This window comes from Aeromonas sp. 55A (genome assembly GCF_051919665.1).
Classification (GTDB): Bacteria; Pseudomonadota; Gammaproteobacteria; order Enterobacterales; family Aeromonadaceae; genus Aeromonas; species Aeromonas veronii.
In genome coordinates, this window is record NZ_JBQBEH010000008.1 from 461,356 (window position 1) to 487,546 (window position 26,191).

The 26,191-nt window shown below is 57.0% G+C and carries 24 protein-coding genes; 14 read left to right on the plus strand and 10 right to left on the minus strand.

Going from position 1 to position 26,191, the window contains the following annotated elements; translation table 11 throughout:
• Positions 1-92: 92 nt before the first annotated feature.
• The 3 genes from pyrH to rpsB all read right to left on the minus strand — a co-directional run bounded on the left by pyrH (position 93) and on the right by rpsB (position 2,613).
• Complete coding sequence (gene pyrH / locus ACTG2G_RS05985; protein ID WP_005338577.1) at positions 93-827, minus strand: UMP kinase; 735 nt, start codon at positions 825-827, stop codon at positions 93-95.
• Positions 828-898: 71 nt separating this feature from the next.
• Positions 899-1,780, minus strand: coding sequence for a translation elongation factor Ts (gene tsf / locus ACTG2G_RS05990; protein ID WP_005338578.1), 882 nt, complete (start codon positions 1,778-1,780; stop codon positions 899-901).
• 104 nt (positions 1,781-1,884) lie between these two features.
• On the minus strand, positions 1,885-2,613 hold the full coding sequence (gene rpsB / locus ACTG2G_RS05995) for a 30S ribosomal protein S2 (protein ID WP_005303470.1): 729 nt from the start codon (positions 2,611-2,613) through the stop codon (positions 1,885-1,887).
• 371 nt (positions 2,614-2,984) lie between these two features.
• On the opposite strand from rpsB, the gene map reads away from it, so the two are divergent.
• The 4 genes from map to ACTG2G_RS06015 all read left to right on the plus strand — a co-directional run bounded on the left by map (position 2,985) and on the right by ACTG2G_RS06015 (position 8,007).
• Positions 2,985-3,773, plus strand: coding sequence for a type I methionyl aminopeptidase (gene map / locus ACTG2G_RS06000; RefSeq protein ID WP_005338579.1), 789 nt, complete (start codon positions 2,985-2,987; stop codon positions 3,771-3,773).
• A gap of 85 nt (positions 3,774-3,858) precedes the next feature.
• A complete protein-coding gene (gene glnD, locus ACTG2G_RS06005; RefSeq protein WP_106842373.1) occupies positions 3,859-6,495 on the plus strand; it encodes a bifunctional uridylyltransferase/uridylyl-removing protein GlnD in 2,637 nt (878 codons plus the stop codon).
• 174 nt (positions 6,496-6,669) lie between these two features.
• The gene (gene dapD / locus ACTG2G_RS06010; protein WP_005338581.1) at positions 6,670-7,497 is read left to right on the plus strand and encodes a 2,3,4,5-tetrahydropyridine-2,6-dicarboxylate N-succinyltransferase; all 828 of its coding nucleotides are present in this window, start codon (positions 6,670-6,672) and stop codon (positions 7,495-7,497) included.
• 126 nt (positions 7,498-7,623) lie between these two features.
• Positions 7,624-8,007 (plus strand): DUF3461 family protein, encoded by a 384-nt coding sequence (locus tag ACTG2G_RS06015; RefSeq protein WP_005338583.1) that lies wholly within the window; start codon positions 7,624-7,626, stop codon positions 8,005-8,007.
• A gap of 275 nt (positions 8,008-8,282) precedes the next feature.
• On the opposite strand, the gene ptsG is transcribed toward ACTG2G_RS06015, so the two are convergent.
• From ptsG to ACTG2G_RS06045, 6 genes are all read right to left on the minus strand, one after another.
• The gene (ptsG, locus tag ACTG2G_RS06020) at positions 8,283-9,713 is read right to left on the minus strand and encodes a PTS glucose transporter subunit IIBC (RefSeq protein WP_005338586.1); all 1,431 of its coding nucleotides are present in this window, start codon (positions 9,711-9,713) and stop codon (positions 8,283-8,285) included.
• A gap of 423 nt (positions 9,714-10,136) precedes the next feature.
• Complete coding sequence (locus ACTG2G_RS06025) at positions 10,137-11,144, minus strand: MalM family protein (protein WP_157161246.1); 1,008 nt, start codon at positions 11,142-11,144, stop codon at positions 10,137-10,139.
• Positions 11,145-11,226: 82 nt separating this feature from the next.
• The gene (gene lamB / locus ACTG2G_RS06030; protein ID WP_157161247.1) at positions 11,227-12,465 is read right to left on the minus strand and encodes a maltoporin LamB; all 1,239 of its coding nucleotides are present in this window, start codon (positions 12,463-12,465) and stop codon (positions 11,227-11,229) included.
• Between the two features lie 542 nt (positions 12,466-13,007).
• The gene (locus ACTG2G_RS06035; protein WP_042055099.1) at positions 13,008-13,448 is read right to left on the minus strand and encodes a flavodoxin; all 441 of its coding nucleotides are present in this window, start codon (positions 13,446-13,448) and stop codon (positions 13,008-13,010) included.
• Positions 13,449-13,538: 90 nt separating this feature from the next.
• A complete protein-coding gene (gene truC, locus ACTG2G_RS06040; protein WP_157161248.1) occupies positions 13,539-14,312 on the minus strand; it encodes a tRNA pseudouridine(65) synthase TruC in 774 nt (257 codons plus the stop codon).
• Entirely contained in the window at positions 14,309-14,644 is a 336-nt protein-coding gene (locus ACTG2G_RS06045) for a YqcC family protein (RefSeq protein WP_005338596.1), read from the minus strand. The genes truC and ACTG2G_RS06045 overlap by 4 nt, the downstream gene beginning before the upstream one ends.
• Before the next feature lie 276 nt (positions 14,645-14,920).
• Between ACTG2G_RS06045 and ACTG2G_RS06050 the strand changes: the two genes are divergently transcribed.
• The 5 genes from ACTG2G_RS06050 (at position 14,921) to ACTG2G_RS06070 (ending at position 17,848) form a co-directional block, all read left to right on the plus strand.
• Positions 14,921-15,961, plus strand: a complete 1,041-nt coding sequence (locus tag ACTG2G_RS06050) for a DUF3549 family protein (protein ID WP_058057873.1) — start codon at positions 14,921-14,923, stop codon at positions 15,959-15,961.
• Positions 15,962-16,072: 111 nt separating this feature from the next.
• Positions 16,073-16,372: a DUF3301 domain-containing protein gene (locus ACTG2G_RS06055; RefSeq protein ID WP_047435589.1), complete on the plus strand. Its 300-nt coding sequence runs from the start codon at positions 16,073-16,075 to the stop codon at positions 16,370-16,372.
• A 74-nt stretch (positions 16,373-16,446) separates the two neighbouring features.
• Entirely contained in the window at positions 16,447-16,683 is a 237-nt protein-coding gene (locus ACTG2G_RS06060) for a DUF2789 family protein (RefSeq protein WP_005338602.1), read from the plus strand.
• 79 nt (positions 16,684-16,762) lie between these two features.
• Positions 16,763-17,059, plus strand: coding sequence for a hypothetical protein (locus ACTG2G_RS06065; protein WP_429187281.1), 297 nt, complete (start codon positions 16,763-16,765; stop codon positions 17,057-17,059).
• 3 nt (positions 17,060-17,062) lie between these two features.
• Positions 17,063-17,848, plus strand: coding sequence for a Zn-ribbon-containing protein (locus ACTG2G_RS06070; RefSeq protein WP_429187280.1), 786 nt, complete (start codon positions 17,063-17,065; stop codon positions 17,846-17,848).
• 92 nt (positions 17,849-17,940) lie between these two features.
• Here ACTG2G_RS06070 and syd read toward each other — a convergent pair whose 3' ends face one another.
• A complete protein-coding gene (syd, locus tag ACTG2G_RS06075) occupies positions 17,941-18,489 on the minus strand; it encodes a SecY-interacting protein (protein WP_429187279.1) in 549 nt (182 codons plus the stop codon).
• 204 nt (positions 18,490-18,693) lie between these two features.
• Between syd and queF the strand changes: the two genes are divergently transcribed.
• The 5 genes from queF (at position 18,694) to xni (ending at position 26,175) form a co-directional block, all read left to right on the plus strand.
• Positions 18,694-19,542 (plus strand): NADPH-dependent 7-cyano-7-deazaguanine reductase QueF, encoded by an 849-nt coding sequence (gene queF, locus ACTG2G_RS06080; protein ID WP_429187278.1) that lies wholly within the window; start codon positions 18,694-18,696, stop codon positions 19,540-19,542.
• A gap of 210 nt (positions 19,543-19,752) precedes the next feature.
• Positions 19,753-22,035, plus strand: coding sequence for a tetratricopeptide repeat protein (locus ACTG2G_RS06085; protein ID WP_157161254.1), 2,283 nt, complete (start codon positions 19,753-19,755; stop codon positions 22,033-22,035).
• Between the two features lie 83 nt (positions 22,036-22,118).
• Positions 22,119-23,735, plus strand: coding sequence for a diguanylate cyclase (locus ACTG2G_RS06090; RefSeq protein WP_439985287.1), 1,617 nt, complete (start codon positions 22,119-22,121; stop codon positions 23,733-23,735).
• Positions 23,736-23,883: 148 nt separating this feature from the next.
• Positions 23,884-25,239 carry a nucleotide 5'-monophosphate nucleosidase PpnN gene (ppnN, locus tag ACTG2G_RS06095; RefSeq protein WP_005338611.1) on the plus strand — a complete coding sequence of 452 codons (1,356 nt, stop codon included), beginning with the start codon at positions 23,884-23,886 and terminating at the stop codon, positions 25,237-25,239.
• A 135-nt stretch (positions 25,240-25,374) separates the two neighbouring features.
• Entirely contained in the window at positions 25,375-26,175 is an 801-nt protein-coding gene (gene xni, locus ACTG2G_RS06100; RefSeq protein ID WP_362784574.1) for a flap endonuclease Xni, read from the plus strand.
• Positions 26,176-26,191 lie beyond the last annotated feature (16 nt).

Below are 26,191 nucleotides of genomic sequence, written 5' to 3' on the forward strand. Positions count from 1 at the left end.
CCTTTTGGCGAACGAGCCGCTACACGGCCCGTGTCTATCTTATTTACTGACGTGATGGATAGGATAAGAGCGCCAGGTGGCTCACTTTTATCTTATTTACCAACGTGGTGGATCAGAGTGCCTTCCGGTTCACCCATGACAACCCGGCGCAGGGCACCCGGTTTGTTCATGTTGAACACGCGGATCGGCAGATCATGGTCACGTGCCAGGGTAAAGGCAGCAAGATCCATCACCTTGAGCTCTTTTTCAAGAACTTCATCATAACTCAGTTCATGATACAGCACGGCATCCGGATTCTTGACCGGATCTTCGTTGTATACACCATCAACCTTGGTGGCTTTGAGCACCACATCAGCTTCGATCTCGATCCCGCGCAGGCAAGCCGCAGAATCGGTAGTGAAGAAGGGGTTGCCGGTACCGGCAGAGAAGATAACGACTTTGCCAGCACGCAGCTGGCTGATTGCCTCGGCCCAGCTGTAGGAGTCACAGACACCTTGCAGGGAGATGGCAGACATCAGACGGGCATTCACATAAGCACGATGCAGGGCATCACGCATGGCCAGACCGTTCATCACGGTTGCCAGCATACCCATGTGGTCGCCCACCACGCGGTTCATGCCCGCTTTGGCAAGACCGGCACCACGGAACAGGTTGCCGCCACCGATGACCAGACCGACCTGAACACCCAACTCAACCAGTTCTTTGATCTCTTGGGCCATCCGCTCCAGCACCGCCGGATCAATGCCGAAACCCTCGGATCCTTGCAGGGCTTCACCACTCAACTTCAGAAGAACACGTCTGTATGCAGGTTTGGGATTGGTACTCATGTCACTGATTCCTGGTCATATAAAGACCGCGACATAAGTCGCGGTCTGGGGAAACGGAAAAACCGGTTCGATTAGGCCTTTTGAGCGGCCGCGATTTGGGCTGCAACTTCAGCAGCGAAATCGGTCTCTTGCTTCTCGATGCCTTCGCCCACTTCGAAACGGGTGAAGGAGACAACGTCAGCGCCTTCTTTCTTCAGCAGTTCGGCAACGGTCATGGAAGGATCTTTCACGAACGGTTGACCAGTCAGGGAAACCTCACCGGTGAACTTCTTCATGCGGCCTTCAACCATCTTCTCGGCGATCTCTTTCGGCTTGCCGGAGTTGATGGCGATGTCGATCTGGATTTCGCGCTCTTTGGCAACGACTTCAGCAGACACGTCTTCAGGCTTGACGAATTGCGGGCTGTTGGCAGCAACGTGCATGGCCAGATCTTTGGCCAGCTCGGCAGAACCACCGGTCAGCTTGGTGATAACACCAATGCGGGAACCGTGAACGTAGGTACCCAGGTTGTCACCTTCAACCAGCATCACGCGACGCAGGTTCATGTTCTCACCGATCTTGGCGATCAGGTTGGTGATGGTCAGCTCGACGGATTCGCCGTTACCGAAGTCAGCGGCTTTCAGCGCGTCAACGTCAGCAATTTTCTGGGTCGCAGCGATGTCAGCGATCTTCTGGCCCATTGCCATGAAGCTGGCATCTTTGGCGACGAAGTCGGTTTCGCTGTTCAGCTCGATCATGACGGCAACGTTGCCTTCGGTGCGAGCAAAGATAACGCCTTCAGCGGCGATACGGCCAGCTTTCTTGGCGGCTTTGGCCTGACCGGATTTGCGCATGTTCTCAATTGCCAGCTCGATATCACCAGCAGCTTCTTCCAGTGCTTTTTTGCAATCCATCATGCCAGCGGCAGTGCGCTCGCGCAGTTCTTTTACCAGGGCGGCAGTAACGTTAGCCATGTCCAGTATCCTCGGTCTTGAATTGACAAGAAACAGGGGCCACAAGGGCCCCTGCTAACCAATTACATCAGCTTGGTTAATAAGGGCTTTGCAGTCCTTATCAATTACTCAGCTTCAACGAAGCCATCTTGTTCAGCTTGAACAACGATGTCCTGAGCGCGAGCTTCCAGTACGGTGTCAGCAGCAGCATTCAGGTACAGCTGAACAGCACGGATAGCGTCGTCGTTACCCGGGATGACGTAATCAACGCCGTCCGGGTTGGAGTTGGTATCAACGATGGAAACTACCGGGATACCCAGGTTGTTGGCTTCTTTGATAGCGATGTGCTCGTGGTCGGCATCGACAACGAACAGAACGTCAGGCAGGCCGCCCATGTTCTTGATACCACCCAGGCTCTTCTCCAGCTTTTCCATTTCGCGAGTACGCATCAGCGCCTCTTTCTTGGTCAGCTTGTCGAAGGTACCGTCCTGGCTCTGGGTTTCCAGATCTTTCAGGCGCTTGATGGACTGACGAACGGTTTTCCAGTTGGTCAGCATGCCGCCCAGCCAGCGGTGGTTAACATAGAACTGGTCGCAACGCTCAGCGGCTTCTTTTACGGCTTCAGACGCGGCACGCTTGGTACCTACGAACAGTACCTTGCCTTTCTTGGCAGCTACGGAGCTGATGAAGTTCATGGCATCGTCAAACATCGGAACGGTTTTTTCCAGGTTGATGATGTGAACTTTGCTGCGAGCACCGAAGATGTAGGATTTCATTTTCGGGTTCCAGTAACGAGTCTGGTGACCGAAGTGAACGCCGGCTTGCAGCATGTCGCGCATAGAAACTTTAGCCATTTTATACCTCTGTATTGGGGTTAGGCCTCCACACATCCCATATAACCGACCCGTTAAGGCACCCCGGCATATGTGTCGATGTGTGTGTGTTGTTTAAGTAAGGGTGATGAAATCGGGACGCAAGTTCCCCATTCCGGCGCGCTTTATACCATAACTTTGTTCAGGACACCACCGGCCGACACCCTAAACAGGTGTAAATATGGATCCCGCCAGAGGATGCTGCGATGCCGATTTGACGTTGTGATGACAATCACACTGGAAGTACGCGGGGGTTGCGGATAAAATTTTGCCCTGATTGCAAACGCATCTATTTTTCATTACCTGTCCTGTCAGCCCTCGCAGGCCCAGCGGCAGGCCGCAAGAGAGATCCCATGTCCATTAAAATCAAGACACCGGAAGAGATTGAAAAGATGCGCGTTGCCGGCCAATTGGCCGCCGATGTGCTGGTCATGATTGCGCCCCATGTCAAAGCTGGCGTCACCACTGACGAACTGAACACCCTCTGCCACGACTATATTGTCGACGTACAACAGGCGGTTCCAGCTCCGCTCAACTACCACGGCTTCCCCAAATCCATCTGCACCTCGGTGAACGATGTGATCTGCCACGGTATCCCGAATCACAAGAAACTGCGCGATGGCGACATCATTAATCTGGATATCACCGTCATCAAGGATGGCTACCACGGCGATACCTCGGCCATGTTCATCGTGGGCGAGACCACCCCACTGCGCCGCCAGCTCTGCAAGGTTGCGCAAGAGAGCCTCTACGCCGCCATCAAGAAGGTGCGTCCGGGTGCCTGCATCACCGAAATTGGCGCCGTGATCCAGCCCATCGTCGAGAAGGCCGGCTTCTCCGTGGTGCGTGACTACTGCGGTCACGGTATCGGTGCCGAGTTCCACGAAGAGCCGCAGATCCTCCACTACCGCAACAGTGGCAAGCTGGAGCTGAAAGCGGGCATGTGCTTCACCATCGAGCCGATGGTCAACAGCAAGAAGTATCACTGCAAGGTCAATCCGAAGGATGGCTGGACCGTGACCACCAAGGATGGCGGCGACTCCGCCCAGTGGGAACACACCCTGCTGGTGACCGAGGATGGCTGCGAGGTGCTCACCCTGCGCCCCGATGACACTATCGACCGCTTCATCAAACACAGCTAACATCGAACCCCGGCCCTGAACTTCCAAAGCGCCGGGGTTTTTACTTCTGTTTCAGCCGTTTGCCTGCCACTGTGTGTGAGATGCCATGGACGCCAGCCTACTTTCCCCCCATTTGTTACCCGATGATCAGCTCACTCGCGACAACTGCAAAGAGTACCTGAGCCGCTTTCTCGGCTGGCTGCACGCCCGTTTTGATGCCGGCGACAACATCATCGAGCTGGTCGCCACCCGCTCCGAGTACATGGATCAGTTGCTCTGCCGGTTGTGGCAGAAGTTCGGCTTCGACAAGAGCGACCTCACCCTCATCGCGGTGGGGGGCTATGGTCGCGGCGAGCTGCACCCCCACTCCGATATCGACCTGCTGATCCTCTATGACGGCGACGAGCTGGACGAGGTGTTGGGACTGCGCATCGGCGAGTTCATCACCTTGCTGTGGGATCTCAAGCTTGAGGTGGGTCAGGCGGTGCGCAACGTGGCGGAGTGCCTCGAGCAGGGGCGCGCCGATATTACGGTCGCCACCAACCTCATCGAGGCCCGCTACATCACCGGTCGCCAGGAGGGCTTTCGGCAACTGAAAGAGGCCACCGGCCCCCAGCACTTCTGGCCGAGTGAAGCCTTCTTTCGCGCTAAACGGCAAGAGCAGGCGGAGCGTCATCAGCAGTTTCTCGGCACCGCCTACAAGCTGGAGCCGGATCTCAAGAGCAATCCGGGCGGCCTGCGGGATATTCAAACCCTCGCCTGGGTCGCCCGCCGCCACTTTGGCGCCACTACCTTGTTCGAAATGACCAGCCACGGCTTTCTCAATCGCGCCGAGTACCGCGAACTGCTCGACTGCCAGAATTTTCTCTGGAAGGTGCGTTTCGCCCTGCATATGGCCATCAACAAGGGAGATAACCGCCTGCTGTTCGATCGCCAGCGCACTGTAGCCCAAATGTTGGGGTTCGAAGGGGAAGGCAACACTCCGGTCGAGCAGATGATGAAGCGCTTCTACCAGACGGTGCGGCGGGTCTCGGAGCTCAACGAGATGCTGCTGCAGCTGTTTGACGAGGCGATCCTCGGCAACACCGCCATGGATGTGCGCCGCCTGTCCGACGAGTTCCAGCTTCGTGGCCGCCTCATCGATGCGGTGGATGCGGAGCTGTTTAGCCGTGAACCAGCCGCCATCCTGCGCCTCTTCTATCAGATGGCCCAGCATCCCGAGATTGCGGGCATCCACTCGGCCACCTTGCGCCAACTGCGCGAGGCGCGCCGCAAACTCAACTGCTGGTTGCAGGACTTGCCTGACTGCCGTCGCCTCTTTATGGCGCTGCTGCGCCACCCCAACGGCATCGGCCTGCCGCTCACCCTGATGCACAAGTACGGCATTCTGGCGGCCTATCTGCCCCAGTGGAACCTGATCGTCGGCCAGATGCAGTTCGATATGTTCCACGCCTACACGGTGGATGAGCACACCCACAGGCTGCTCAAGAACATTCATCAGTTTCCCAATCCGGCCAGTCGCCAGAGCCACCCGCTCTGCCACGAGGTCTTCACCCGGCTGCGCAAACCGGAGCTGCTCAGCATCGCCGCCCTGTTCCACGATATCGCCAAGGGACGGCGTGGCGATCACTCGGAACTGGGCGCCGTCGATGCGCTGGAGTTCTGCCAGCTGCACGGTCTGGATCGCTACGAGAGCCGACTGGTCGCCTGGCTGGTGCGCCACCATCTGCTGATGTCGGTTACCGCCCAGCGCCGCGATATCTACGATCCCGACGTGGTCACCGACTTTGCCCAGAAGGTGCGCGACGAGCAGCATCTCGACCTGCTCTACTGCCTTACCGTGGCTGATATCTGCGCCACCAACGACACCCTGTGGAACGACTGGAAGGGCACCCTGCTGCGGGAGCTCTACTTCGCGACCCAGAAGGCGCTGCGCCAAGGGTTGGAGAACCCGCCCGACATGCGGCTGCGCATTCGCGAAAACCAGCGTCAGGCCAAGCAACTGCTGGCACAACGGGATGTATCGGAAGAGGCAATCAACCTGCTCTGGGCCGATTTCAAGGCCGACTACTTCCTGCGTCACAGCCCGGAGCAGATCGCCTGGCACTGCCGCCATATCATCGAGCATGGCGACAATCCGGCACCGCTGGTGATCATCGGCAAACACCCGACCCGCGGCGGCAGCGAGGTATTTATCTACTGCCGCGATACCCCGAATCTGTTTGCCACCGTGGCCTCGGCGCTGGATCAGAAGAACCTCAACATCCACGACGCCCAGATCATGAACTCGCGCAGCAACTATGTGCTCGATACCTTCGTGGTGCTGGAGCCGAGCGGCGAACCCATCAGCCCCAACCGCACCGCCACCATCAAGAAGGCGCTGGAGAAGGCGCTGCAGGAGCCGGGCAAGCTGGTGCTGCGCAACAAGCCGCTGTCGCGGCGCCACCGCCAGTTCAGCGTACCGACCCGGGTAGTCTTCCTGCCTCATAAAGGGGAGAGCCGTCACACCCTGATGGAGCTGACGGCCCTCGATACCCCCGGCCTGCTGGCGCGGATCGGTGCCGTTTTCCAGCAGTGCGGACTGTCGCTGCACGCCGCCAAAATTGCCACTTTCGGTGAGAGGGTCGAGGACTTTTTCAGCCTGACCAGCCTCGATGGCGAACCATTGACCGCCGAGCAGCAAAAACAGCTGGAAGAGCGACTGGTACACCAACTCAATCCCCAGCAGTCGGTACTGGATTAAGCGAAGAGTGATTCGAAAGAGGCTGGTTGTCGGGCGCTTTTTGCCATGCCAAACAACTGGTTGGCGCACACCGGATGAAGAAATGGCCGCTGGCCGGAAGAATTCTGGTCAACCCCTTAAAAACAGTCGGAAAAGTGTGATACAACAAACAGAATTTTTTAAAGGAAACCTGTCATGACCGAGTTGCAACAGATCATTGAAGCGGCCTTCGAGCGCCGCGACACCATTACTCCGGGCTCCGTGGATAGCGCCACCAAGTCCGCCATCCTGCAAGCCATCGACCTGCTGGACTCTGGCAAGGCGCGGGTTGCCGAGAAGATCGCCGGTGAGTGGGTTGTCCATCAGTGGTTGAAGAAAGCGGTATTGCTCTACTTCCGCATCAACGACAACGGCATCATCAAGGGCGACGATGCCCAATACTACGACAAGGTTCCCCTCAAGTTCTCCAACTACACCGCCGAGCAGTTCAAGGAAGCTGGTGTGCGCGTGGTGCCGCCGGCAACAGCCCGCAAAGGCTCCTTTATCGCCCCCAATACCGTGCTGATGCCCTCCTACGTCAACATCGGCGCCTTCGTTGACGAAGGTACCATGGTCGATACCTGGGCCACTGTCGGCTCTTGCGCCCAGATCGGTAAAAACGTGCATCTCTCCGGCGGCGTCGGCATCGGTGGCGTACTGGAACCGCTGCAGGCCAACCCGACCATCATCGAAGACAACTGCTTTATCGGTGCCCGATCCGAAGTGGTTGAAGGGGTCATCGTCGAGGAAGGTTCCGTCATCTCCATGGGCGTCTTCATCGGCCAGTCCACCCGCATCTATGACCGCGAAACCGGCGAGATCCACTACGGCCGCGTACCGGCTGGCTCCGTGGTCGTCTCCGGCTCCCTGCCCTCCAAATGCGGCAAGTACAGCCTCTACGCGGCGGTGATCGTCAAGAAGGTTGATGCCAAGACTCGTGCCAAAGTCGGCATCAACGCCCTGCTGCGCTCCATCGACGAGTAATCAGCATTGCTGTGATGAAAGGGCGCCTGATGGCGCCCTTTTCATTTTGGCGCCCCTGTCACAGGCAAGCCATGAGGCATCGGTTAAGATGGATGGGACAGGATCGTTTCAAACCGAGGAAGCCTGATGTACGAGAATCTGAAGAGCCTGGGGATCCAGGATCCCGCCTCCGTCGACAGCTATACCCTGCGCCAGGAGGCCAACCACGACATCCTCAAGATCTACTTCAAGAAGCAGAAGGGCGAGTTCTTCGCCAAGAGTGTCAAATTCAAATATCCCCGCCAGCGCAAGACCATGCTGGTCGACTCCGGTACCCATGAGTACAAGGATGTCACCGAGATCAACGCCAACCTCAAGTATGTGGTGGACGAGCTGGACAACCTGACCCAGGGCGTCCATCAGCAGGCCGACCCGGACATCAAGCAGAAGATCCTGCGCGACCTGCGCCATCTGGAAAAAGTGGTACAAAACAAGATCAGCGAAATCGAACGGGATCTGGAGAAACTCTAATCCCCTCGACTCGACAAAAGAGCGCCCAGGTGGCGCTCTTTTTATTGGCTGATTACTGGATGACTTTATCTGGCGATAGGTTGATCTGGTGATGGTGTGCGATAAGGCGAGCGAGGTACAACACCGACAGAATGTATCCCGTTACACATCGCATCTTGGGCAAAGAGACTCCTGCCGAGATCGATCTACAGCGACTCGCACGCTCCATAACCACAAATAGCAAGAGGGAGGCTTTCGCCTCCCTCTTCAAACACGCTGATATTCAGGCAACAGAATTAGTTGCTCTTCATCCAGATGTCCATGTCGGTTTTCAGGTTGTCAGACTTGGTACCGAAGATGGCTTGAACGCCGGAACCAGCCACTACCACACCGGCAGCACCCAGTTTCTTCAGACCAGCCTGGTCAACTTTGGCAACATCTTTCACGCCAACACGCAGACGGGTGATGCAGGCATCCAGAGAAGCGATGTTCTCTTTACCACCGAAGGCGGCAACCAGAGCAGCAGACATCTCGTCTTTGCCTTGGCCAACGGCCTCTTCAGCAGTCTCGTCTTCACGACCCGGGGTTTTCAGGTTCATGGCACGGATAACGAAGCTGAATACCACGTAGTAGATGGCCGCGTAAACCAGACCCAGACCAACCAGCAGCAGCATGTTGTCGGCACGCGGTGATTGCACCACGAAGTCGATGAAGCCGTTGGAGAAGGTGTGACCGTGTACGATACCCAGAGAGTTGGTCAGCACATAAGCCAGACCAGCCAGTACTGCGTGGATGGCGTACAGAACCGGAGCGATGAACAGGAAGGAGAATTCAATCGGCTCGGTGATACCGGTCAGGAAAGAGGTCAGGGCTGCAGAGGCCATGATACCAACGATCTTGGCGCGGTTTTCCGGCTTGGCAGCGTGAGCAATGGCGAACGCAGCAGCAGGCAGACCGAACATTTTGAACAGGTAGCCACCAGCCAGCTGACCGAAGCCGTTACCGGCAGCGCGGGACGCGTCATCAGCAGTCAGGAAGCAGGTCATGATACCGTGAACAGTTTCACCGGCACCGTTGACGCAGGTACCAGCCTGATAGAAGAACGGTACGTTCCAGATGTGGTGCAGACCGAACGGGATCAGGGAGCGCTCAACCACGCCGTAGATACCGAAGGCCAGTACCGGGTTCTGGTTGGCAGCCCAGTCAGAGAAGGCACCGATGGCACCACCCACTGGCGGCCAAATCACAGACAGGATCACACCCAGACCGATGGAGAGGAAACCGGTGATGATGGGTACGGCACGTTTGCCCGCGAAGAAGCCCAGGTACTCTGGCAGCTGGATCTTGTAGAAACGGTTGAAGGCCCAGGCAGCAATACCACCGGCCAGGATACCACCCAGCACGCCGGTTTCGATGGTTTCAACCCCCATCACAGGTGCCATGACCTTCAGGGTTGCGACCATGATGCCGTAGCCAACGATGGCTGACAGACCGGATACACCGTCGTTATTGGTAAAGCCCAGAGCAACACCCACTGCAAACAGCAGGGCCATCTGGCCAAATACGGAACCACCGGCTTGCTCCATCAATTGGGAGACAATTTCCGGCATCCAGCTGAAGTGGGCAGCACCCACCCCCAGCAGAATACCTGCGACTGGTAAGACTGATACTGGCAGCATCAGCGCCTTACCAACCTTTTGCAGATTAGAGAAAGCATTTTTGAACATTGTGTGCGCTCCTGAATGGATTGTCGTCCCTGAACGATCTATCTGGATGAAATAAGCACTGATTCATTCAGATATCTTCGAGTCGGGCTTGTTTATTTTGACCATCAGAATATAACCCAGCGGGTCATAAATTGCTGCTTTCGAAGGTGGGGGAATATTGAATTTGGAGGGAAGATCACAACTTGTTTAGCGGCTAAAAAACGCATCTAATATAAGTTAATAATCCGCACTATCACTCTATTACAAAGACATATAAATAGCAGTTTCACTTTGTATTTTAATAATGCCGTTTACATCAAACAGCAACTCATTGTAACCAAATGTAACGGCGTGATTTTTATTTATTACAGTCTACCGATTAAAAAGGCCTCCAACAAGGGAGGCTTCAATAAATATATCTGACCAGTAAATGGTCGTATTATTCTATTTTTGCGAGCGCTTGACCGCATCAATAAACACGCTTTTTGCTTTGGTTGAACCAGCCCGCTCGGCCTCGTTCACCAGCTTCATCGCCTTGTCGATATCCCCCGCCTTGACCGCTTTTTCGATCTGAGTCTGATAGAAGGCTTCAGTTTCACTCAACATGGCAGGAGCAGGTTTGGCAACTACCGAGGCACTGGTTGCGACAACCGCAGTTGCAGCAGGGACGACCAGTTTATTAGGAACCACTTCCACAGTTGAGCGTCTCGCCTGCTCTTTTATCTCATCAGTACCAATTGCATACGCTGGCTTGTACACATTTCCACCATCTTTTCCTGCGCTAAGGTCTACAACAGAGAAACGGATAACCCCCCAAGGCGAATGTGGAATAACTGGGTCCTTGATGCCGTAATCATTGACAACCTTTGCTTTGGCCATCAACTTGGCATCACTGGGAATCGTTAGGGTCTCACTCAATCGCGATTCATCTGTATAGATAAGCAGGTAGCTCTCATTGTTCGGATTACCGATGTGACTACGGTCGACGGTAAAGGTTCCACTAACAGCATTCCCACTGATCAATCTCGCTGGGTCATATCTAAAAACGTTCCGCCCCATCGTTCGGGTGACCTGAAAACGCGAGTCCAACATAACCACGACTGGCTCAAACATAGTCTGATCGATGATCCCTTCGACAGTGATACTGAGGTCACCAGAATGAGTAGGGAGACGATAAGCAGCAAAATAACTCTTGCCTTCAGAAAACGCATATACGGGAGAATTTGCATCAATGGCGGCTAGCTGAGATGTCCCAAGCACCATATCCACATACGGGATATTCGCAAAATCCTTGCAACACGCTTTAGCCAAATCCAGAGATTGCATGGCACGTTCTCGATCCGTAACGGCTGCTTTGAACCCTTTGGTTGGAGAGAGCTGTGCTTCGAGCGAGGCACACCCGCCCAACAACAAAGAGCCTAGCAAAACGACTGCGAGCTTGGTGTTATACATGATTCGACGCATCCATTAACAGAATAAACAAAGAAGCCCCCGACAAGCGGGGGCGTGACTATACAAGCATTTAATACACCTATTACCACCAAGCTTCTGCTTGCACACCGACGGTGAAAGCATCATCTTGCGGAACTCCATTGGAGTCTTTTTCAAGTGCACCGTCTTGCTGCAGGTAGCTAGCAAAAACCCGAATTTCCGGACGAGCCCAGTAGCCACGGCCAGCAGACCATGCCTGCGCGATAGTGTATTTACTACCTTCGGTAGACTTTTCTACACTATTTTTAATCTTCTCGTTATCCTTGAAGTAACCCAGCTCAAGGTAGGTCTTCATAGTATCAGTCCAGTTATAGGCAGGACGAACAACCACAGAGAAGGTATCAATGTCTGCGAGTTTTTTGTTAACGTAAACATCATTGGCTTCACCATAGACCAGTTGATGGCCAACTTCGAAGTTACTTGCGCCCAAAGCGATGACACCGTGGTTGATTGCACGGAAACCTTTCCCATCACCTTGTTCGATAACCAAACCGTTTCCGTTACCAGCACCGTAACCAGCAGCTTGATTGGCCAAACCACCACTCATGTACTGCAGAACTGTCTTATTAAAGCCGCCAGACAGCCCCCAAGTCAGCTCTGCCGTACCCATTTGCCCATCTTCTGCATCATAACCAAGTCGAGCTTTCTGATCGTCAGTGACATTTGCTTGCGCAAAATCGTAACCCAGCTCCAAGCTGGCGTCTTTCCACAAAGGGATACCAGCATAACGAACATCCAAAGTGTTGGTATCGACACGCTCTTTACCTGCTTTGAACTCAGCACTGGTATCAGATTGAATCAAAGCAACAGATGCCTTACCAGGGCCAATGTTCACATTTTCAAGACCACCACCGATACCAGACACATCCCAGTAGTAGAAGTCACTAAGATGAATATCATGGCGCTGATAGTAGCGCTGACCAGCCCAAAGGGTCTCGCCACCACCAAACAGATTCTTGGCCTGAACGTTAAATTGGCGACCTGCAATGTTGTCATTCCATGTGCTCTTGGCTGAATCGTCATCACCAAAAGCAATCATTGAGTCAACATAAAATGAAATATCATTTTTATTGTATACTTCTTGGCCAAGCTGAATTTCGCCGAAAACGTTTTTTTCGTTACCAAGACGACCAACTTTTTGCTGGCTCAGGGTCTGCTGACCGCCATTGTCAGAAACACCAAAACCACCACGCATATAACCGTGGAAATCTACGGCAAAGGCGGCTTGGGAAGCCAGGGCGGCAGTAACAGCTGCTGCAATCGGGAGCCACTTCATTTTCATTGTCATATTCCTTATTTCCCGCAGTGAGGAGTGTGATCCTGAATATTCAACTTCTTATCACCATGTAATCCTGTTGGTGATAACCGAGGTTGATTATAGGGAGCGTATTTCACGACAAATATGAAGCGACTCACAAAATGGCGACAAATCGCTCGGCAAACGATAGCCACAACACCTGCCAGCAAAAAAACGGCCAACAAGGCAACAGTTAACCAATAAAACCGCAAAACAAGCAATCACACCAAACCTGAAAGCGTTACCAGCAATTAATTCGCGACTGAACCAAAGTCGTTATTTTACGATCGAATGACAAAAACATGACTGAGATCGCTTTCAAGATTGAACTTTTATTTGGAGAACGGGTCTGCGGTGCGCTTGAAACCATTACGCCGATGGAATGCCAAAAGGGGAAAATATCCCTCCGCCACTATCGACAATAAGAGTGGGAAATATGCTTGCTGAGTGAGATGACATTTGTGCAAATAACAATCCCCTGCCGGTTAAGGATCAGGGGATTGATATGGCTCTTTTTCAGAGAATATTCAGGGCTGAATATCCCACTTTTTCAGCCAGCTGAGTGCCACCTGTTCGGGTTCATCGTGCACGGTAGCATCTAGCTCCAGCGGGGGAATCACTCGCGTGGCGCCCAGCTCTTGCAGCAATCCGTCCAGCCGACGGCCCGCGCCACAAAAATGGTCATAGCTGCTGTCGCCCATGGCAATCAGGGCATACCGCAGCCCCTTGAGCCAGGGCGCCTTGTCAGCCAGCTCGCTGGCAAAGGGCTGCAGATTGGGAGGAATGTCCCCCTGTCCTGTAGTGGCACTGACCAGCAATAAAAAACGGCCGGGGTCGATGTCCGCCAGCCGTGCTTCTTCGTGCAGAGAACAGTGATGCCCCTTGCGTTCCAGCTCATCTGCCAAGGTCTCGGCCACCAGCATGGCTGCGCCGTAGACAGTTCCTACCACGATATCGATCTGCGCCATTCTCCTCTCCCTGCTTGAGTCACTCTTTTGAGCAACTCTATCAGCAAGCTGGCGTCAGATGCCACCGGTTCAAGGCTGAGGATCAGGCGCTTAGTAGTCGCTCTCGCAGGCAGGCCAGCCCAGCTCGGCAAACAGGCGCAGCACATCCTGACCGAGTGGCGCCTGGATCCGCATCGGCACCTTGAGCACCGGATGGGTAAAGCTCAGGGTGCGGGCCACCAGCAGCAGCCGTTCGCAGCCAAAGTGCTCGCGAAAGAAACGGTTGTGACGACCATCCCCATGGGTGGTATCCCCGACGATGGGGTGGAACAGGTGATCCATATGACGGCGCAGCTGATGCTTGCGGCCGGTCTTCGGGAACAATCTGACCAGACTGTAGCGACTGGTGGGGTGCTTTTTGGAGACCGCGTGGGGCAGCTCGACCTGATGCAAGCGCCGGAAGGTGGTGACGGCATCCTGCGCCGGGCGATCCGGGTTGCTCATGGCATCGGCAATCTTGTCCAGCTGCTCCTTGAGGGGATAGTCGATCACCCCCTGCTCGGGTGCCCAACCGCGCACCAATGCCAGATACTCCTTGTGCACTTGACGCTGGGTAAAGGCTTCGGTCAGCGCGCGGGCAATCACCGGATCGAGCGCAAACAGCAGCACGCCTGAGGTGGGCCGATCGAGGCGATGCACCGGATAGACATGGCGACCGCCGATGAGATCCCGGGTCATCTGCATGGCAAAACGGGTCTCGCCCTTGTCGAGCCAACTGCGATGCACCAACAGACCGGACGGCTTGTTGACCGCCACCAGCCACTCATCCTGATAGAGCAGGGTCAGCTTCAGGTCACTCTCTTCTCGGGTTTGCGCTGGCATCATTGTTCGATCACTTTGCCGGAGAGCAGCAGATCGAAGCGGGCGATCAGGCGCAGCAGCGCTTCTGCTTCGGCCAGATCCTCTTTGTAGACTTCGCTGGCCATGGGATAGAGGGAGACGCTGGTGGGCAGCGGCGCCTGCAACATCACCAGCTGCTCCATGCGCGGGATCAGCACGAACTGCAGCCACTGATCAAAGCTCAGGGTATCGACACAAAAAGGCAGGGTACTGGCCAGGGCTTCGTCACCGGGATGGTCAGCTTGCCAGCGCTCAAGGCGCTGCAACTCGGCGGTGAGTTCCCCCAACAGGCCAGCTACCAGCAAATATTGATTCATCTCGCTCTCTTCCTCATAACCACAGATTGATCCGCTGACCCGACAGGGTCAGCCAGAATGCCGATATATTCGGTCGCGCAGCACCGGCGATTCAGCCGGCTCGTCGACATACACGGCAGCCAGCGCGGCCTGCCGACTTTAAAAAAGGGCGATACTATACACCTCCCCCCGCATGGCTGCCATGTTGATATCTGCCGCAGCGCGCGTCTGCTGCCACTGGCTATCCTCGGCAAGGGCCTTATAATCGGCCCGCATCACCATTAGCCGGATCTCACCATGTCTGCGACGCCTACTGCCATCAATACCTTGACCGAATTTCTGACTCAGGCTGGCACCCAGTTCCAGCTGTTTGACATGGGCCGCCAGGTGCGGTCACTGGCAAGCGATACCTTTGTGCGCATCGAACAGCAGCAGGAGCCCTATCCCTGGCCGCTGCAACAGCACGCCTGGCTGGGTGTGCACTTCTTCCAGCCGAGCGAGTCTCGCCACTACCTCTGGTTCCTCAAGTTCGCCCTCGATGAGCGCGGCCTGCTGATGTCAAATGGCCCCAAGCTGTTCATGGATCAGGTGGTGGAGACCCTGGGCTACAAGCTCACCGGCGATCTGGACGAGGAAAAAGCCCAGCGCTTGGCCGACAATCCCTACACCTTCCGCCCGGCAGAGGCAAAAATGGCCAGTCTGCACGCCAAACTGGCGCGCCAGCTGGAGCAGGCCCCTTCTGCCTATTACGATGCCCTCTGCCACTATCTGGCCGCCCCCAACGACACCGGTTGGCAAACGCTGGGGCTGCAGGGCTTTGCCGATCTGGCCGAGCGACTGCATGATGAACGCAATCTGGCGCTGATCTGCAAGGCGCTGCCCAAACTGCCGCAAGAGCCGCTCTACGCCCTCTGCCAGAGCCTTGAAAACGCCCCGCTGCCGCCGGCAGTACAAGGCGCCCTGCTCGAGCGGATCGGCAAGGAGCAGGAGTGCGCCGCCCCCAACCCTGAGACCCTGGCCTACCTCTGCCGCGCCATGGCCTCCTGCCCCGGCAGCACTTTGCGCACCAACAAGCTGCTGACCCTGCTGCAAACCCAGCCAAGCCCGGCGCTGCTGCTCGCCATTGCGGGCCGGCTCTGGCCCGATCTGAAAGATGCCAATCTGCTCAGCCACTATCTGGAACAGCTGGCACTGCAACCGACCCAGTTCTTCAATCAGGTTTTTGCCGAGTTGGTCACTTTACCGGCCCTGCGCAATGATATGCTGGCCAGACTGCGTGACCCCAACCGCAGCGATGCGCTGGGCAAGGCCATCGGCCGTCTGTTTGCCTCGGCCTGATCCCTCGCCTCCCCCTCACGCCACGAGGCAACACGGCGGGAAATAGAAAAGGAGATCGGGAGTGCCGAGCAGGACTCCCGGTTATCGACATCACGATAAGGAAGCCCGCCTATGGGAGAGATGCTCGGAATTTTGTTGCTGATTGCCGTAGCCGGCCTGTTCTGGCTGCAACGCCAACAGGCAGAAGTGGCCTGGCAATACATGCGCCGCTACTGCCAGCACCATGATCTGCAACTGCTGTCACTGGCTCGCCATCGGCGGGAGCTGGCGCATAATCCCCTGCGGCTGCTGACCCACTATCAGTTTGAATTCTCCAGCGATGGCGAGAGCCACTATCAAGGCACCCTCAAGATGCAGGGGCTGCACATCGTGGGCGTCGATCTGCCCCCCCATCGCATCCCCTCTGCCTGATCCCCAATCTCGTCTCTGCGCCCGGTTGCTGTGCCGGTCTATAATCTCAGGGATTAAACAAAGGGAGAGACGAGATGGAACCCCTTGTCCACGATCTGCCAGCCCTGTTTGCCCAGCTCGGGATGGCCAACGACGAGCTGAGCCTGCACCGCTTTGTGCACGACCATCACCTCGACAATGAGACCCTGCTGCCGGAGGCCGGTTTCTGGAACGCCGCCCAGGCCAGCTTTCTGCGCGACGCCCTGTGGAACGACTCCGACTGGTGTGAAGCGATCGACCAGCTCGATGTGATGCTGCGCCAGCCCCGCTAAGCCGCCCTTTCCTCCCCTGCCGGCTTTGGTTAAGATCCCGCCCCGATATCGATCCCCCCTTCTCACCCAGAGCATGCTTATGTCCGCCCACGAGATCATCCGAATTGCCAACGAGCTGGCCGCCAAGGGCCTGACGCCCACCACTGCCATGATCAAGGCCCGCCTCACCCAACCTGTGCCGATGGCCGAGCTGCTGAAAGTGCTGAGCCAGTGGAAGCAGCAACCCGTCGCGACCGCCGAGAGCGAGATCCTGCAAGAGGTAGCCCCCCAGCCTGCACCGGAGCTCACCCTGCAGCAACTCGCCAAACAGCTCGCGCGCATCGAACAGAAGGTGGATCGCCTGACCGACCTGCTCCTCCAGCAAGGGCAAGGCTGAACCATGTATATCGTCGAACTCTGCTTTGAATGTTACCGCGATACCTCCCTTGGCGACGCCGAGCGGGCCATCGTCAACTACCTCGACATGCTGCGTTATCAGGGCCAGATCCTCGGGCGGGAGTTCCCCACCAGCATGCATGAGGGCTATTTCGTCAGTCGGGTGGTTTGCCCGGAGCAGGATAGCCTGCACCCCGACAACCAGAGCGATCAGGTCAAGCTGGCCGAACAGCAGCTCAATCAGGCCGGGCTGCTGGCGCCCAAACTCCAACTGCAGGGGGCGGATCTGCTCTCCGACAGCACAGATCCTTGCGGCCAGCAGGGCAAGCGGCCGAGCTGGATGATGCTCTACACCAGCTTCCTGCACACCTGCTCGCCGCTGCGCTGTGGCGACCACTTCGCCCCGATTCCGCTCTACCAGCTGCCCGCAGTCGCCAACGGCGATCAGAAGCAGATCATCAAGTGGCAGGAGGATTGGGAGGCGTGCGATCAGTTGCAGATGAACGGCTCCATCGCCGAACATGCGGCGCTGCATGAAATCGGCGAAGTGGGCAGCCGCCTCTACCGGCGCGGCAGCGATCTGGCCAAACGGTTGGAAGTGCTGAGCGGCATCCCCACCTACTACTACCTCTACCGGGTGGGCGGGCTGAGCGCGGCCGAGGAGAAGGCGCGCCCCTGCCCCAGCTGTGGCGGTGAGTGGGCGCTGGCAGAGCCACTGCACGAGCTCTTCGACTTCAAGTGCGACAGCTGCCGTCTGGTCTCCAACCTCTCCTGGGATTTCAAGGATTAAGCGCGTTCCCTGTACGCGATGCCATAAACAAGAGCCTTGCCGCATGGCAAGGCTCTTGTCGTTCCGATGGGTAACCTTGGCTCGAAGCGGCGCTATTGCGGCAACGTCTCCAGCCGCTCCAGAAACGCCGGTAAGGAGGGAGCCAGCGTCAGACGGCGGCCTGAATCGAGCCACTCCAGCCACACCTGACCACTCTCGTTATCAAGGGAGATGAGCGTCATCTCGTTGCGGGTGGTGGCAATAAAGATGGAGGGGGTTCGTTTTAGCTTGCGCAGCATCAGCAGGTGGCCGATGAGGTTCTCCCTGAGCAGGTCGAGATCCCCGTCGTTCCACGGCAAGATCAGTTCAAGGCGCAGCCCCTTGAAAAGGCAGGGGATAGGGCGACTGAACCAGTGTCCGAACAAGGCCATGGCGCTGGGATGAATCGTCAGCTCAAGGGCATCGGCCATGGCCGTAAAATCGGCGGGCTCGGAGCGATAGTGAGGACGCCAGGCCACCCGACCATCGGCGGGCTCACCAAGCTGGCAGGGGGAACGCCAGTCCGCCTCCCACTCGCACAGGGGCAGGCCTCGTCTGGCCTCGCCATCCCGTTGCCAGCGGGCAAAAAAGTGCTCCAGGGCAGACAAAACTTGATCCGACATCGAAAATCCCCACAATTGCTGGCAAAGTCCGCTATTGCACCACCAAACCCGGTAACAGACAAGGTTGCCAGCCGACCTTGCGACCCGGGAAACAGAACACGGGATACAGAGAGGCCGACGCCCAAGCCAAACGGCTGCAACCATCCGGCCCTGCAATGGCCCGTTTCATTCAACTCATCATGAGCACATTACGTGAGCAACCCTGTGAGCAAACAAGATAGATACGCCGGGGCCAGCGCCCTGACCGGCCTGAGCCTGGGCCAGCAATCCGATTACATCAGCCAGTACACCCCCTCCCTGCTGCAGCCGGTTCCACGTAGCCTGAACCGGGATGATCTCAAGCTGGGCGATGATCTCCCCTTCACCGGTTGCGATGTCTGGACCCTCTATGAGCTCTCTTGGCTCAATGCCAAGGGCAAGCCGATGGTGGCGGTGGGTGAAGTGACCATCCCGGCCACCAGTGCGAACCTGATCGAATCCAAATCCTTCAAGCTCTACCTCAACTCCTTCAACCAGACCCGTTGCGACTCAATAGAGGCAGTCGCCGCCATGCTGACCAAGGATCTGAGTGCCTGTGCGGGCGAGACCGTCAAGGTGACCCTGTTCCCCCTCGACAAGGCGCCGCACCAGATTGCCCTGCTGCCCGGCGAGTGCATCGATGAGCAGGATATCGAGGTAGACAATTACGAGTTTGATGCGTCCCTGCTGCAAGGGGCAGCCGGTAGCGATCAGGTAGAAGAGACCCTGCACAGCAACCTGCTCAAATCCAACTGTCTGGTCACCAGCCAGCCCGACTGGGGCTCTGTAGTGATCCGCTACAAGGGGCCGAAACTCGATCGGGAGAAGCTGCTGCGCTATCTCATCTCGTTCCGCCAGCACAACGAGTTCCACGAGCAGTGCATCGAGCGGATCTTTATCGACCTCAAGCACTATTGCCAGCCTGAGCAGTTGACCGTCTATGCCCGCTATACCCGCCGCGGCGGCCTCGACATCAACCCGTTCCGCTCCGATTTCGAAGCCGTGCCCGCCAACCTGCGTCTAATCCGCCAATAAAGTCGAGTTGCGACAGATAGGGCAGTCGCACTGCCCTCCATGACTGGCAAAAAGGTTTCGATCGATGCTTTACGCAGCTGTGATAAGGGGGCTGGATAATAAAATCCAGACGAAACCCACTTGCCGGCCACCAGCAAACCACAGTAAACACTGGACTCGCAGGGGGGGGCTTGGATAACATGCCAACACCTCTGCGCCGTCCTTAATCCAATGAATCAACTGTTTTTTCTGGCCATGATGATGTCCTCCCTGTCAGCTCCGAATCTGGATCTGGACAAGGAGCAACTCTCTATCGATCTGCAACAAGCGCAATCGATGGTACTGACCGATCCTGCCAGATGCGTCCAGATCACCACCGCCTTCCTGACGCGCGCAGCCAATAATCCCCAGCAAATCATCAGCAATCGCCAGGAGTTCGGTTATCGCGAACCCATCCTGAGTTACAGCACGGCAGCCCAGACCATCGGCGCCCATCTGCTCAAAGGGGAGTGTCTGCTGCAACTGGGCCAATATCAGGCCACCCAGCAAGCGCTCGACAAGGCGATGGCGCTGGCAGACAAAGAGCGGCAACCGGAACTCAAGGCCCACGGCCTCTATCTCAAGATCCGCAGTCAGGCCCTCAAACCGGATAACCAGAGCACCAGCCGCGCCCTGATGGATCAACTGGACGAGCAGCTGGCCGTCCCCACTCTCAAGCAGAGCCAGCTCCAGATTTATGGCCGCCTGCAACGCACCAGCTACGACATCGAGAACCAGCACTTCGATGATGCCAAGGCCCACTTGGCAGATGCGCGGATCTGGGCCGCCAAGACCCCTAATCCCCTCGCCAGTGCCTGGGTCAGCGCCATCAGCGGCGACCTTTATCGCGCGCTGCAGCAGCCGCAACTGGCGCTGGGGGAATATATTGATGCCCAGCAACAGGCCAAAAGCCTCAACGACCCGCTCTTTCTCGGCCTGCTGTCGAACCAGATAGTGAAACTCTACCAGCAGGAACAAGAGCCCCAGAAAGCGCTGCAGTATGCCAATGAGGCGGCCAACTACTTCCACTCCATCGGCAACCCCTCCCTGCTGTGCGACTCCCTGATGGTGCTGGCGCGACTCAACCGCGAGCAGGGCGACCTCAATATGGCGCTGGTCTACTTCTTCAATGCGCTGGATCTGCTCGATGAGGGGAGCAACCGACCACAAGCCTCCCTGCTCAAATACGAAATCGGCAAAACCTACCTGCAAAGCGGCAACCTCTCGCTGGCCAGCAACTACCTCAATGCGGCCCGTCAGTCTCACGAACTGAGCGATGCCAAAGAGCCGCTGATCGATACCCTGTTGCTGCTCGGCGAGCTCTATCTGAAGAAGCAGGAGGCCGCCATCGCCATCCTGCAGTTGGAGAACGCACGCGCGCTGGCCAATCAGCTCGGCGATACTCGCCGTCAGTACGAGGTATTCCGCCTGTTGTCGCTGGCCTACGAGCAGAAGGGGTATCTGCGTCAGGCACTCGACAGCTACAAGCGCTTCCACCGTCTTGGCGAGGAGGTGCGCCAGCAGGAGCAAGCCATGGAGCAGGCGGCGATCCGCGACAACTATGTCCAGGTCGAGCGGGTGCAACATATCAAGGAGCTGGAGCAGCGACTTAACAACAGCCAGCACCAGCAGGAGCGCTATCTCTGGTCGAGCATCACCACCAGCCTGCTGCTGGCGCTCTTTATCTACCTCTTCTTCACCCTCTGGCTCAAGCTGCGTACTGCCCGCCTGCAACTGAAACGGACCAATGAGGCCCTGCTGATCGAGCCACGCTCGGGGCTGGCCAACTGGCAGCGGCTGATGAACCGCTGGCCGCGGGAGATGGCAAAGCGCCAGCTGAAATCGGATCGCTGGTACCTCAGTGAACAGCCCTCCAGCGAGTTCGATGACAAGCTGCACTATCTGCTGTTCCGTGTGCCTTTCCTGGTCAACACGCTGGAGCGCCACGGCTATCAGGCCAGCAGAGAAATCGAACAGGCCTTCGGTGCCTATATGGACACCCTGACCCCGCAAGATGGCCGTATCTATGACTTGCGTGAAGGACACATGCTCTATGTGGTGCCACAGCGCCACGTCACCAACCTGCATCAACTGGCGGGAGACCTGCTGACTGCCATCGCCGCCTTCCCTTGCAGCTATCCGCTGGATCGCCAGATCAGCCTCGGGATTGTCAGTCACCCCTTCCTGCCGAAAGCGGCGACCGCGCTCGATCACAATGGCCTGTTTGACCTCTGCTATCTCGCCCTGTCGGGAGCCATTCAGCTCAGTGAAAAATGCCAGCAAAACGCCTGGTTGGAGCTCGCGGCGATCGATTGCCAACAAGCGGCATTTTTTAATGGAGATGTGTGGCAATGCGGCCTGATGGCAATTGACAAGGGACTGGTAAAAGTCAATTCTTCTCATGAAAAGCAATGGGTTAATTGGCCCAGCCTTGCAAGGAAGCCGGCAGCCGATAACCACCAGGAAATAATGTAGATAACAGGCGAGGATCGAAACCAAGTTCGACCACTGTTGCTATCCAACACCAAAAACAATAATGACAACAGGGCGACCTGATAATGAATGACATCGCTGCCGTAGCAGGACAATTGGCAAGACTCAGGGAATCCCTTCAGCAGAAACAGCTGGAACTCGATGGCGTGCTGTCGTTTTCCGATGCAGAGCGTGCTCGCGGCATCCAGTTTATCAACAAGTTGATGCTCTCCTGCCGTGGCTTCGACCGCGAGCTGGACAATCGCTTCGCCAAGCTCAAGCAGAAACTGGATAACAATCCCGCATTTACCTCGCTGGACGCCGACCTGCTGGCCATTGAAAAATTGCTGCAGCAGCACAGCAATGCGCTGGAAGAGTCGATCACCCTGACTCAAACTGCCATCGATCTTGGTTCCAAACAGCTGAAAACCATCAAGGGCTTCCCGGAAGAGACCCGCAAGTCCCTCAAGGAATTTCTGGCAAGTCCCGCCGGTTACGGCATTGCCGATCACCAGAAGAAGGTGATCAAGCTGCTGGAGTTCTACCAGCAGGCGATCAAGATCCAGCTGCTGCCAAGCCAACCCCTGTTGGCACCTTCAGGTGCAACTCAACAAGAAAGCGATACTGCCAGCAACGATGGCCAGCCCGATGTAGACCCGTTTGATCTAAAGGATCACGCGCGCATCGCCGATGAGCTGCAGCGGCTTATCACCGAACTCGACTTTGCCGGCGCCATCGGCGAGAGCCTGAGCGACATTCGCCGCCAGCTGCTGATCGGGCTCAACCCTGCCCTGCTGGCGGAAACCTGCCTGCAGGTGATCGAGCTCATCATCGAAGGCACCCGTGAGGAGCGCAAAGCCTCCCGCGCCTTCCTCAGCTCCCTCAACGAGAGCCTCTCTGCAGTACATGTCGGGTTTACCGAATCCCTCGATGAGGGGCGTGCGCTGCAAAACGAAACCCGAGAGACCCGCGAGGCGCTGGTCAACGAATTGCAGGCGATCGATCACTCCCTGGCCAGCCATAACTCCATCGATGCGCTCAAGCGCGCCATCTCCGGCCATATGGGCGCCATCAACCTGCTGCTGCAAGAGCGTGACAGTACGGCGGCGCGAGAGCGTCACCTGCTCACCCGCCTCTCCACCATGGAGTCCAAGCTGCGCTTGATGAAGGAGGAGACCGCCGAGTACAAGAAGCGGCTGACCATTCAAAAACACAAGCTGTTCCTCGACAGCCTGACCCAGGTACACAACCGGGCCGCCCTCGATGAACGGCTGGAGCAGGAGTACAAACGTTGGCTTCGTTACCGCACTCCGCTCTGCATGGCGATCATCGACATCGATCACTTCAAGAACATCAATGACAACTACGGCCATATGGCGGGTGACAAGGCGTTGAAAGTGGTCGCCAAGGCGCTGCAAAGCGCGCTGCGTGACACCGACTTCATCGCCCGTTTTGGTGGGGAAGAGTTCGTGGTGTTGCTGCCCAACATTAACCCGGACAAGTTCCAGAAGCCGCTGGAAACCCTGCGCCAGACCATCAAGAGCATCCCGTTCCGTTTTCGCGATGCCAAGGTGGAGATCACCATCTCCATCGGCGCAACCCTGTTCAAGGATGGGGACAACCCGTCCGATGTGTTTGAACGGGCGGACAAGGCGCTCTACCACTCCAAGCACACCGGCCGGGATCAAGTGACACTGGCCTGACAAGCGGCTAAAAAAACAGCGAACAGTCGTCGCCCTATTTCCCTCCACCCTCTGTTACCACTACTATCGATCTCAGGGGATGCAACATAGCATCCCCTTTTCTCCCCAGGGAAAAACACAACGATAACAAGTGAGTAAAGGGGAACCTATGATTACGCACATCAATCCCGTTGGCAGCATGGATTTGCTGTCACAGCTTGAGGTGGATCGCCTCAAGCAGACTGCCTCCAGCGATATCTATCAACTGTTTCGCAACTGCTCGCTGGCAGTGCTCAATTCCGGTAGCCATACCGACAGCTCCAAGGAGATCCTGGAGCGCTTCAAATCGTTCGATATTCATGTGATCCGGCGCGAGCGCGGGGTCAAGCTGGAACTGTTCAATGCCCCCGAGCACGCCTTTGTCGATGGCGAGATCATTCGCGGCATTCAGGAGCACCTCTTCTCGGTGCTGCGCGACATTCTCTATGTCTCCAATCAGCTCGAGTCCAACCGCCAGGTCAATCTGACCAACTCCACTCATATCTCCAACGTGGTGTTCGCCATTCTGCGCAACGCCAAGGTGATCCTGCCCGGCGCCGATCCCAACCTGATCGTCTGCTGGGGTGGCCACTCCATCAACGAGATCGAGTACCAGTACACCCGCGCCGTGGGCAGCGAACTAGGCTTGCGTGAGCTGAACATCTGTACCGGCTGTGGCCCGGGTGCCATGGAGGGCCCGATGAAAGGGGCCGCCGTCGGCCATGCCAAACAGCGGGTACGCAACGGGCGCTACATCGGCCTGACCGAGCCCTCCATTATCGCGGCCGAACCGCCCAACCCCATCGTCAACGAGCTGGTGATCCTGCCGGATATCGAGAAACGGCTGGAAGCCTTCGTACGCCTCGGCCATGGCATCATCATCTTCCCGGGCGGGGTCGGCACCGCCGAAGAGCTGCTCTATCTGCTCGGCATCATGATGCACCCGGCCAACGAGCGGCAGCCGATGCCCATCATCCTGACCGGCCCGAAAGAGAGTGCCGACTACTTCCGAGCCATCGACGACTTCATCAAGGCGACCCTCGGTGAACCTGCGACCAAACTCTACCGGATCATTGTCGGCGATGCACCGGAAGTGGCCCGGGTGATGAAAGAGGCGATGCCAAAAATCCGCGAATACCGCAAATCGGTCGGTGATGCCTACTCCTTCAACTGGTCCCTCAAGATTGAGCCGGAGTTCCAGCTCCCCTTCGAACCGGATCACGCCAGCATGGCCAGTCTGGATCTGCACCGCAACCAGCCGCCCCAGTTGCTGGCCGCCAACCTGCGTCGTGCCTTCTCCGGCATCGTCGCCGGCAACGTCAAGGAAGGGGGCATTCGCGCCATCGAGAAGAAAGGCCCCTTCAAGTTGCACGGCGACAAGGAGCTGATGCACCTGATGGACAAGCTGCTGGAGAGCTTCGTCAAGCAACAGCGGATGAAGCTGCCGGGCAGCCAATATGTGCCCTGCTACGAAATCGTCCGCTAAGGTACAGATACATCATCGACAGAGGGGCGCATAGGCGCCCCTCTTTATTGGCGCTATGCCTTCCCGACCGCCATCAATCCCCCATAAGGCGAGCGGTTTGTTACAATGAGGCGTCCCGACCGCCAAGAGTGCCCCATGTCAACTATCCGGCCACACCTGCTCATCATCGATGCCCTCAACCTCATTCGCCGTCTGCACGCGGTACAGGCCCAGCAGGCACTGACCCCTGCCCAGGCGCTGGTCGCCACCCGAGCCAACCTTATCAATACCTGCCGCAAGCTGCTGGCCAATAGCGAGCCGACCCATGTCATTGCCGTGTTTGATGGCGAAGTGCATAGCTGGCGCAAGGAGGTCTATCCGGCCTACAAGGAGGGGCGAACCCCCATGCCCCCCGAACTGCGTGAAGGGCTGGCGACCCTGCAGGATGCCTTTTGGGAGTGCGGGGTCGATGCCCTGCTCTCCGAGACCGATGAAGCGGATGACCTTATCGCCACCCTCGCCAGCGGCATCGCCAGCCACGGCCATCAGGCGACCATCATCTCCACCGACAAGGGTTTTTGCCAACTGATCTGCCCGCAGATCCGGGTGCGCGACTACTTCAACAAGCGCTGGCTGGATGCCGCCTTCGTCCAGCAGCAATATGGGGTAGCCCCTGCTCAGCTGGTCGACTTCTGGGCCCTGACCGGTATCAGCGGTTCCAATATCAAGGGGGTTCCGGGGATCGGCCCCAAGACCGCCACCCAACTGTTGCAGCAATATAGCAATCTGGCAGCCATGCTCGAAGCCTGTCAGCAAGAGGACGCAGCCAAGCCACTGCTCAAGCTGCGCCAGCATCAGGATGAGGCCCTGCTGGCCCAGCGGCTGGTGCGCTTGCAGCGGGATATTCCGCTGGGATTCAACCTGCGGGACATCCGCTACCCGCCCCAGCCAGACTGAAGTGCCGAACAAAAAT

Excerpts from the sequence above, each read along its gene's own strand:
- pyrH (WP_005338577.1), bottom strand. The coding sequence starts at position 827 with ATGAGTACCAATCCCAAACCTGCATACAGACGTGTTCTTCTGAAGTTG.
- tsf (WP_005338578.1), bottom strand. The coding sequence starts at position 1,780 with ATGGCTAACGTTACTGCCGCCCTGGTAAAAGAACTGCGCGAGCGCACT.
- rpsB (WP_005303470.1), bottom strand. The coding sequence starts at position 2,613 with ATGGCTAAAGTTTCTATGCGCGACATGCTGCAAGCCGGCGTTCACTTC.
- map (WP_005338579.1), top strand. The coding sequence starts at position 2,985 with ATGTCCATTAAAATCAAGACACCGGAAGAGATTGAAAAGATGCGCGTT.
- glnD (WP_106842373.1), top strand. The coding sequence starts at position 3,859 with ATGGACGCCAGCCTACTTTCCCCCCATTTGTTACCCGATGATCAGCTC.
- dapD (WP_005338581.1), top strand. The coding sequence starts at position 6,670 with ATGACCGAGTTGCAACAGATCATTGAAGCGGCCTTCGAGCGCCGCGAC.
- ACTG2G_RS06015 (WP_005338583.1), top strand. The coding sequence starts at position 7,624 with ATGTACGAGAATCTGAAGAGCCTGGGGATCCAGGATCCCGCCTCCGTC.
- ptsG (WP_005338586.1), bottom strand. The coding sequence starts at position 9,713 with ATGTTCAAAAATGCTTTCTCTAATCTGCAAAAGGTTGGTAAGGCGCTG.
- ACTG2G_RS06025 (WP_157161246.1), bottom strand. The coding sequence starts at position 11,144 with ATGTATAACACCAAGCTCGCAGTCGTTTTGCTAGGCTCTTTGTTGTTG.
- lamB (WP_157161247.1), bottom strand. The coding sequence starts at position 12,465 with ATGAAAATGAAGTGGCTCCCGATTGCAGCAGCTGTTACTGCCGCCCTG.
- ACTG2G_RS06035 (WP_042055099.1), bottom strand. The coding sequence starts at position 13,448 with ATGGCGCAGATCGATATCGTGGTAGGAACTGTCTACGGCGCAGCCATG.
- truC (WP_157161248.1), bottom strand. The coding sequence starts at position 14,312 with ATGATGCCAGCGCAAACCCGAGAAGAGAGTGACCTGAAGCTGACCCTG.
- ACTG2G_RS06045 (WP_005338596.1), bottom strand. The coding sequence starts at position 14,644 with ATGAATCAATATTTGCTGGTAGCTGGCCTGTTGGGGGAACTCACCGCC.
- ACTG2G_RS06050 (WP_058057873.1), top strand. The coding sequence starts at position 14,921 with ATGTCTGCGACGCCTACTGCCATCAATACCTTGACCGAATTTCTGACT.
- ACTG2G_RS06055 (WP_047435589.1), top strand. The coding sequence starts at position 16,073 with ATGGGAGAGATGCTCGGAATTTTGTTGCTGATTGCCGTAGCCGGCCTG.
- ACTG2G_RS06060 (WP_005338602.1), top strand. The coding sequence starts at position 16,447 with ATGGAACCCCTTGTCCACGATCTGCCAGCCCTGTTTGCCCAGCTCGGG.
- ACTG2G_RS06065 (WP_429187281.1), top strand. The coding sequence starts at position 16,763 with ATGTCCGCCCACGAGATCATCCGAATTGCCAACGAGCTGGCCGCCAAG.
- ACTG2G_RS06070 (WP_429187280.1), top strand. The coding sequence starts at position 17,063 with ATGTATATCGTCGAACTCTGCTTTGAATGTTACCGCGATACCTCCCTT.
- syd (WP_429187279.1), bottom strand. The coding sequence starts at position 18,489 with ATGTCGGATCAAGTTTTGTCTGCCCTGGAGCACTTTTTTGCCCGCTGG.
- ACTG2G_RS06085 (WP_157161254.1), top strand. The coding sequence starts at position 19,753 with ATGAATCAACTGTTTTTTCTGGCCATGATGATGTCCTCCCTGTCAGCT.
- ACTG2G_RS06090 (WP_439985287.1), top strand. The coding sequence starts at position 22,119 with ATGAATGACATCGCTGCCGTAGCAGGACAATTGGCAAGACTCAGGGAA.
- ppnN (WP_005338611.1), top strand. The coding sequence starts at position 23,884 with ATGATTACGCACATCAATCCCGTTGGCAGCATGGATTTGCTGTCACAG.
- xni (WP_362784574.1), top strand. The coding sequence starts at position 25,375 with ATGTCAACTATCCGGCCACACCTGCTCATCATCGATGCCCTCAACCTC.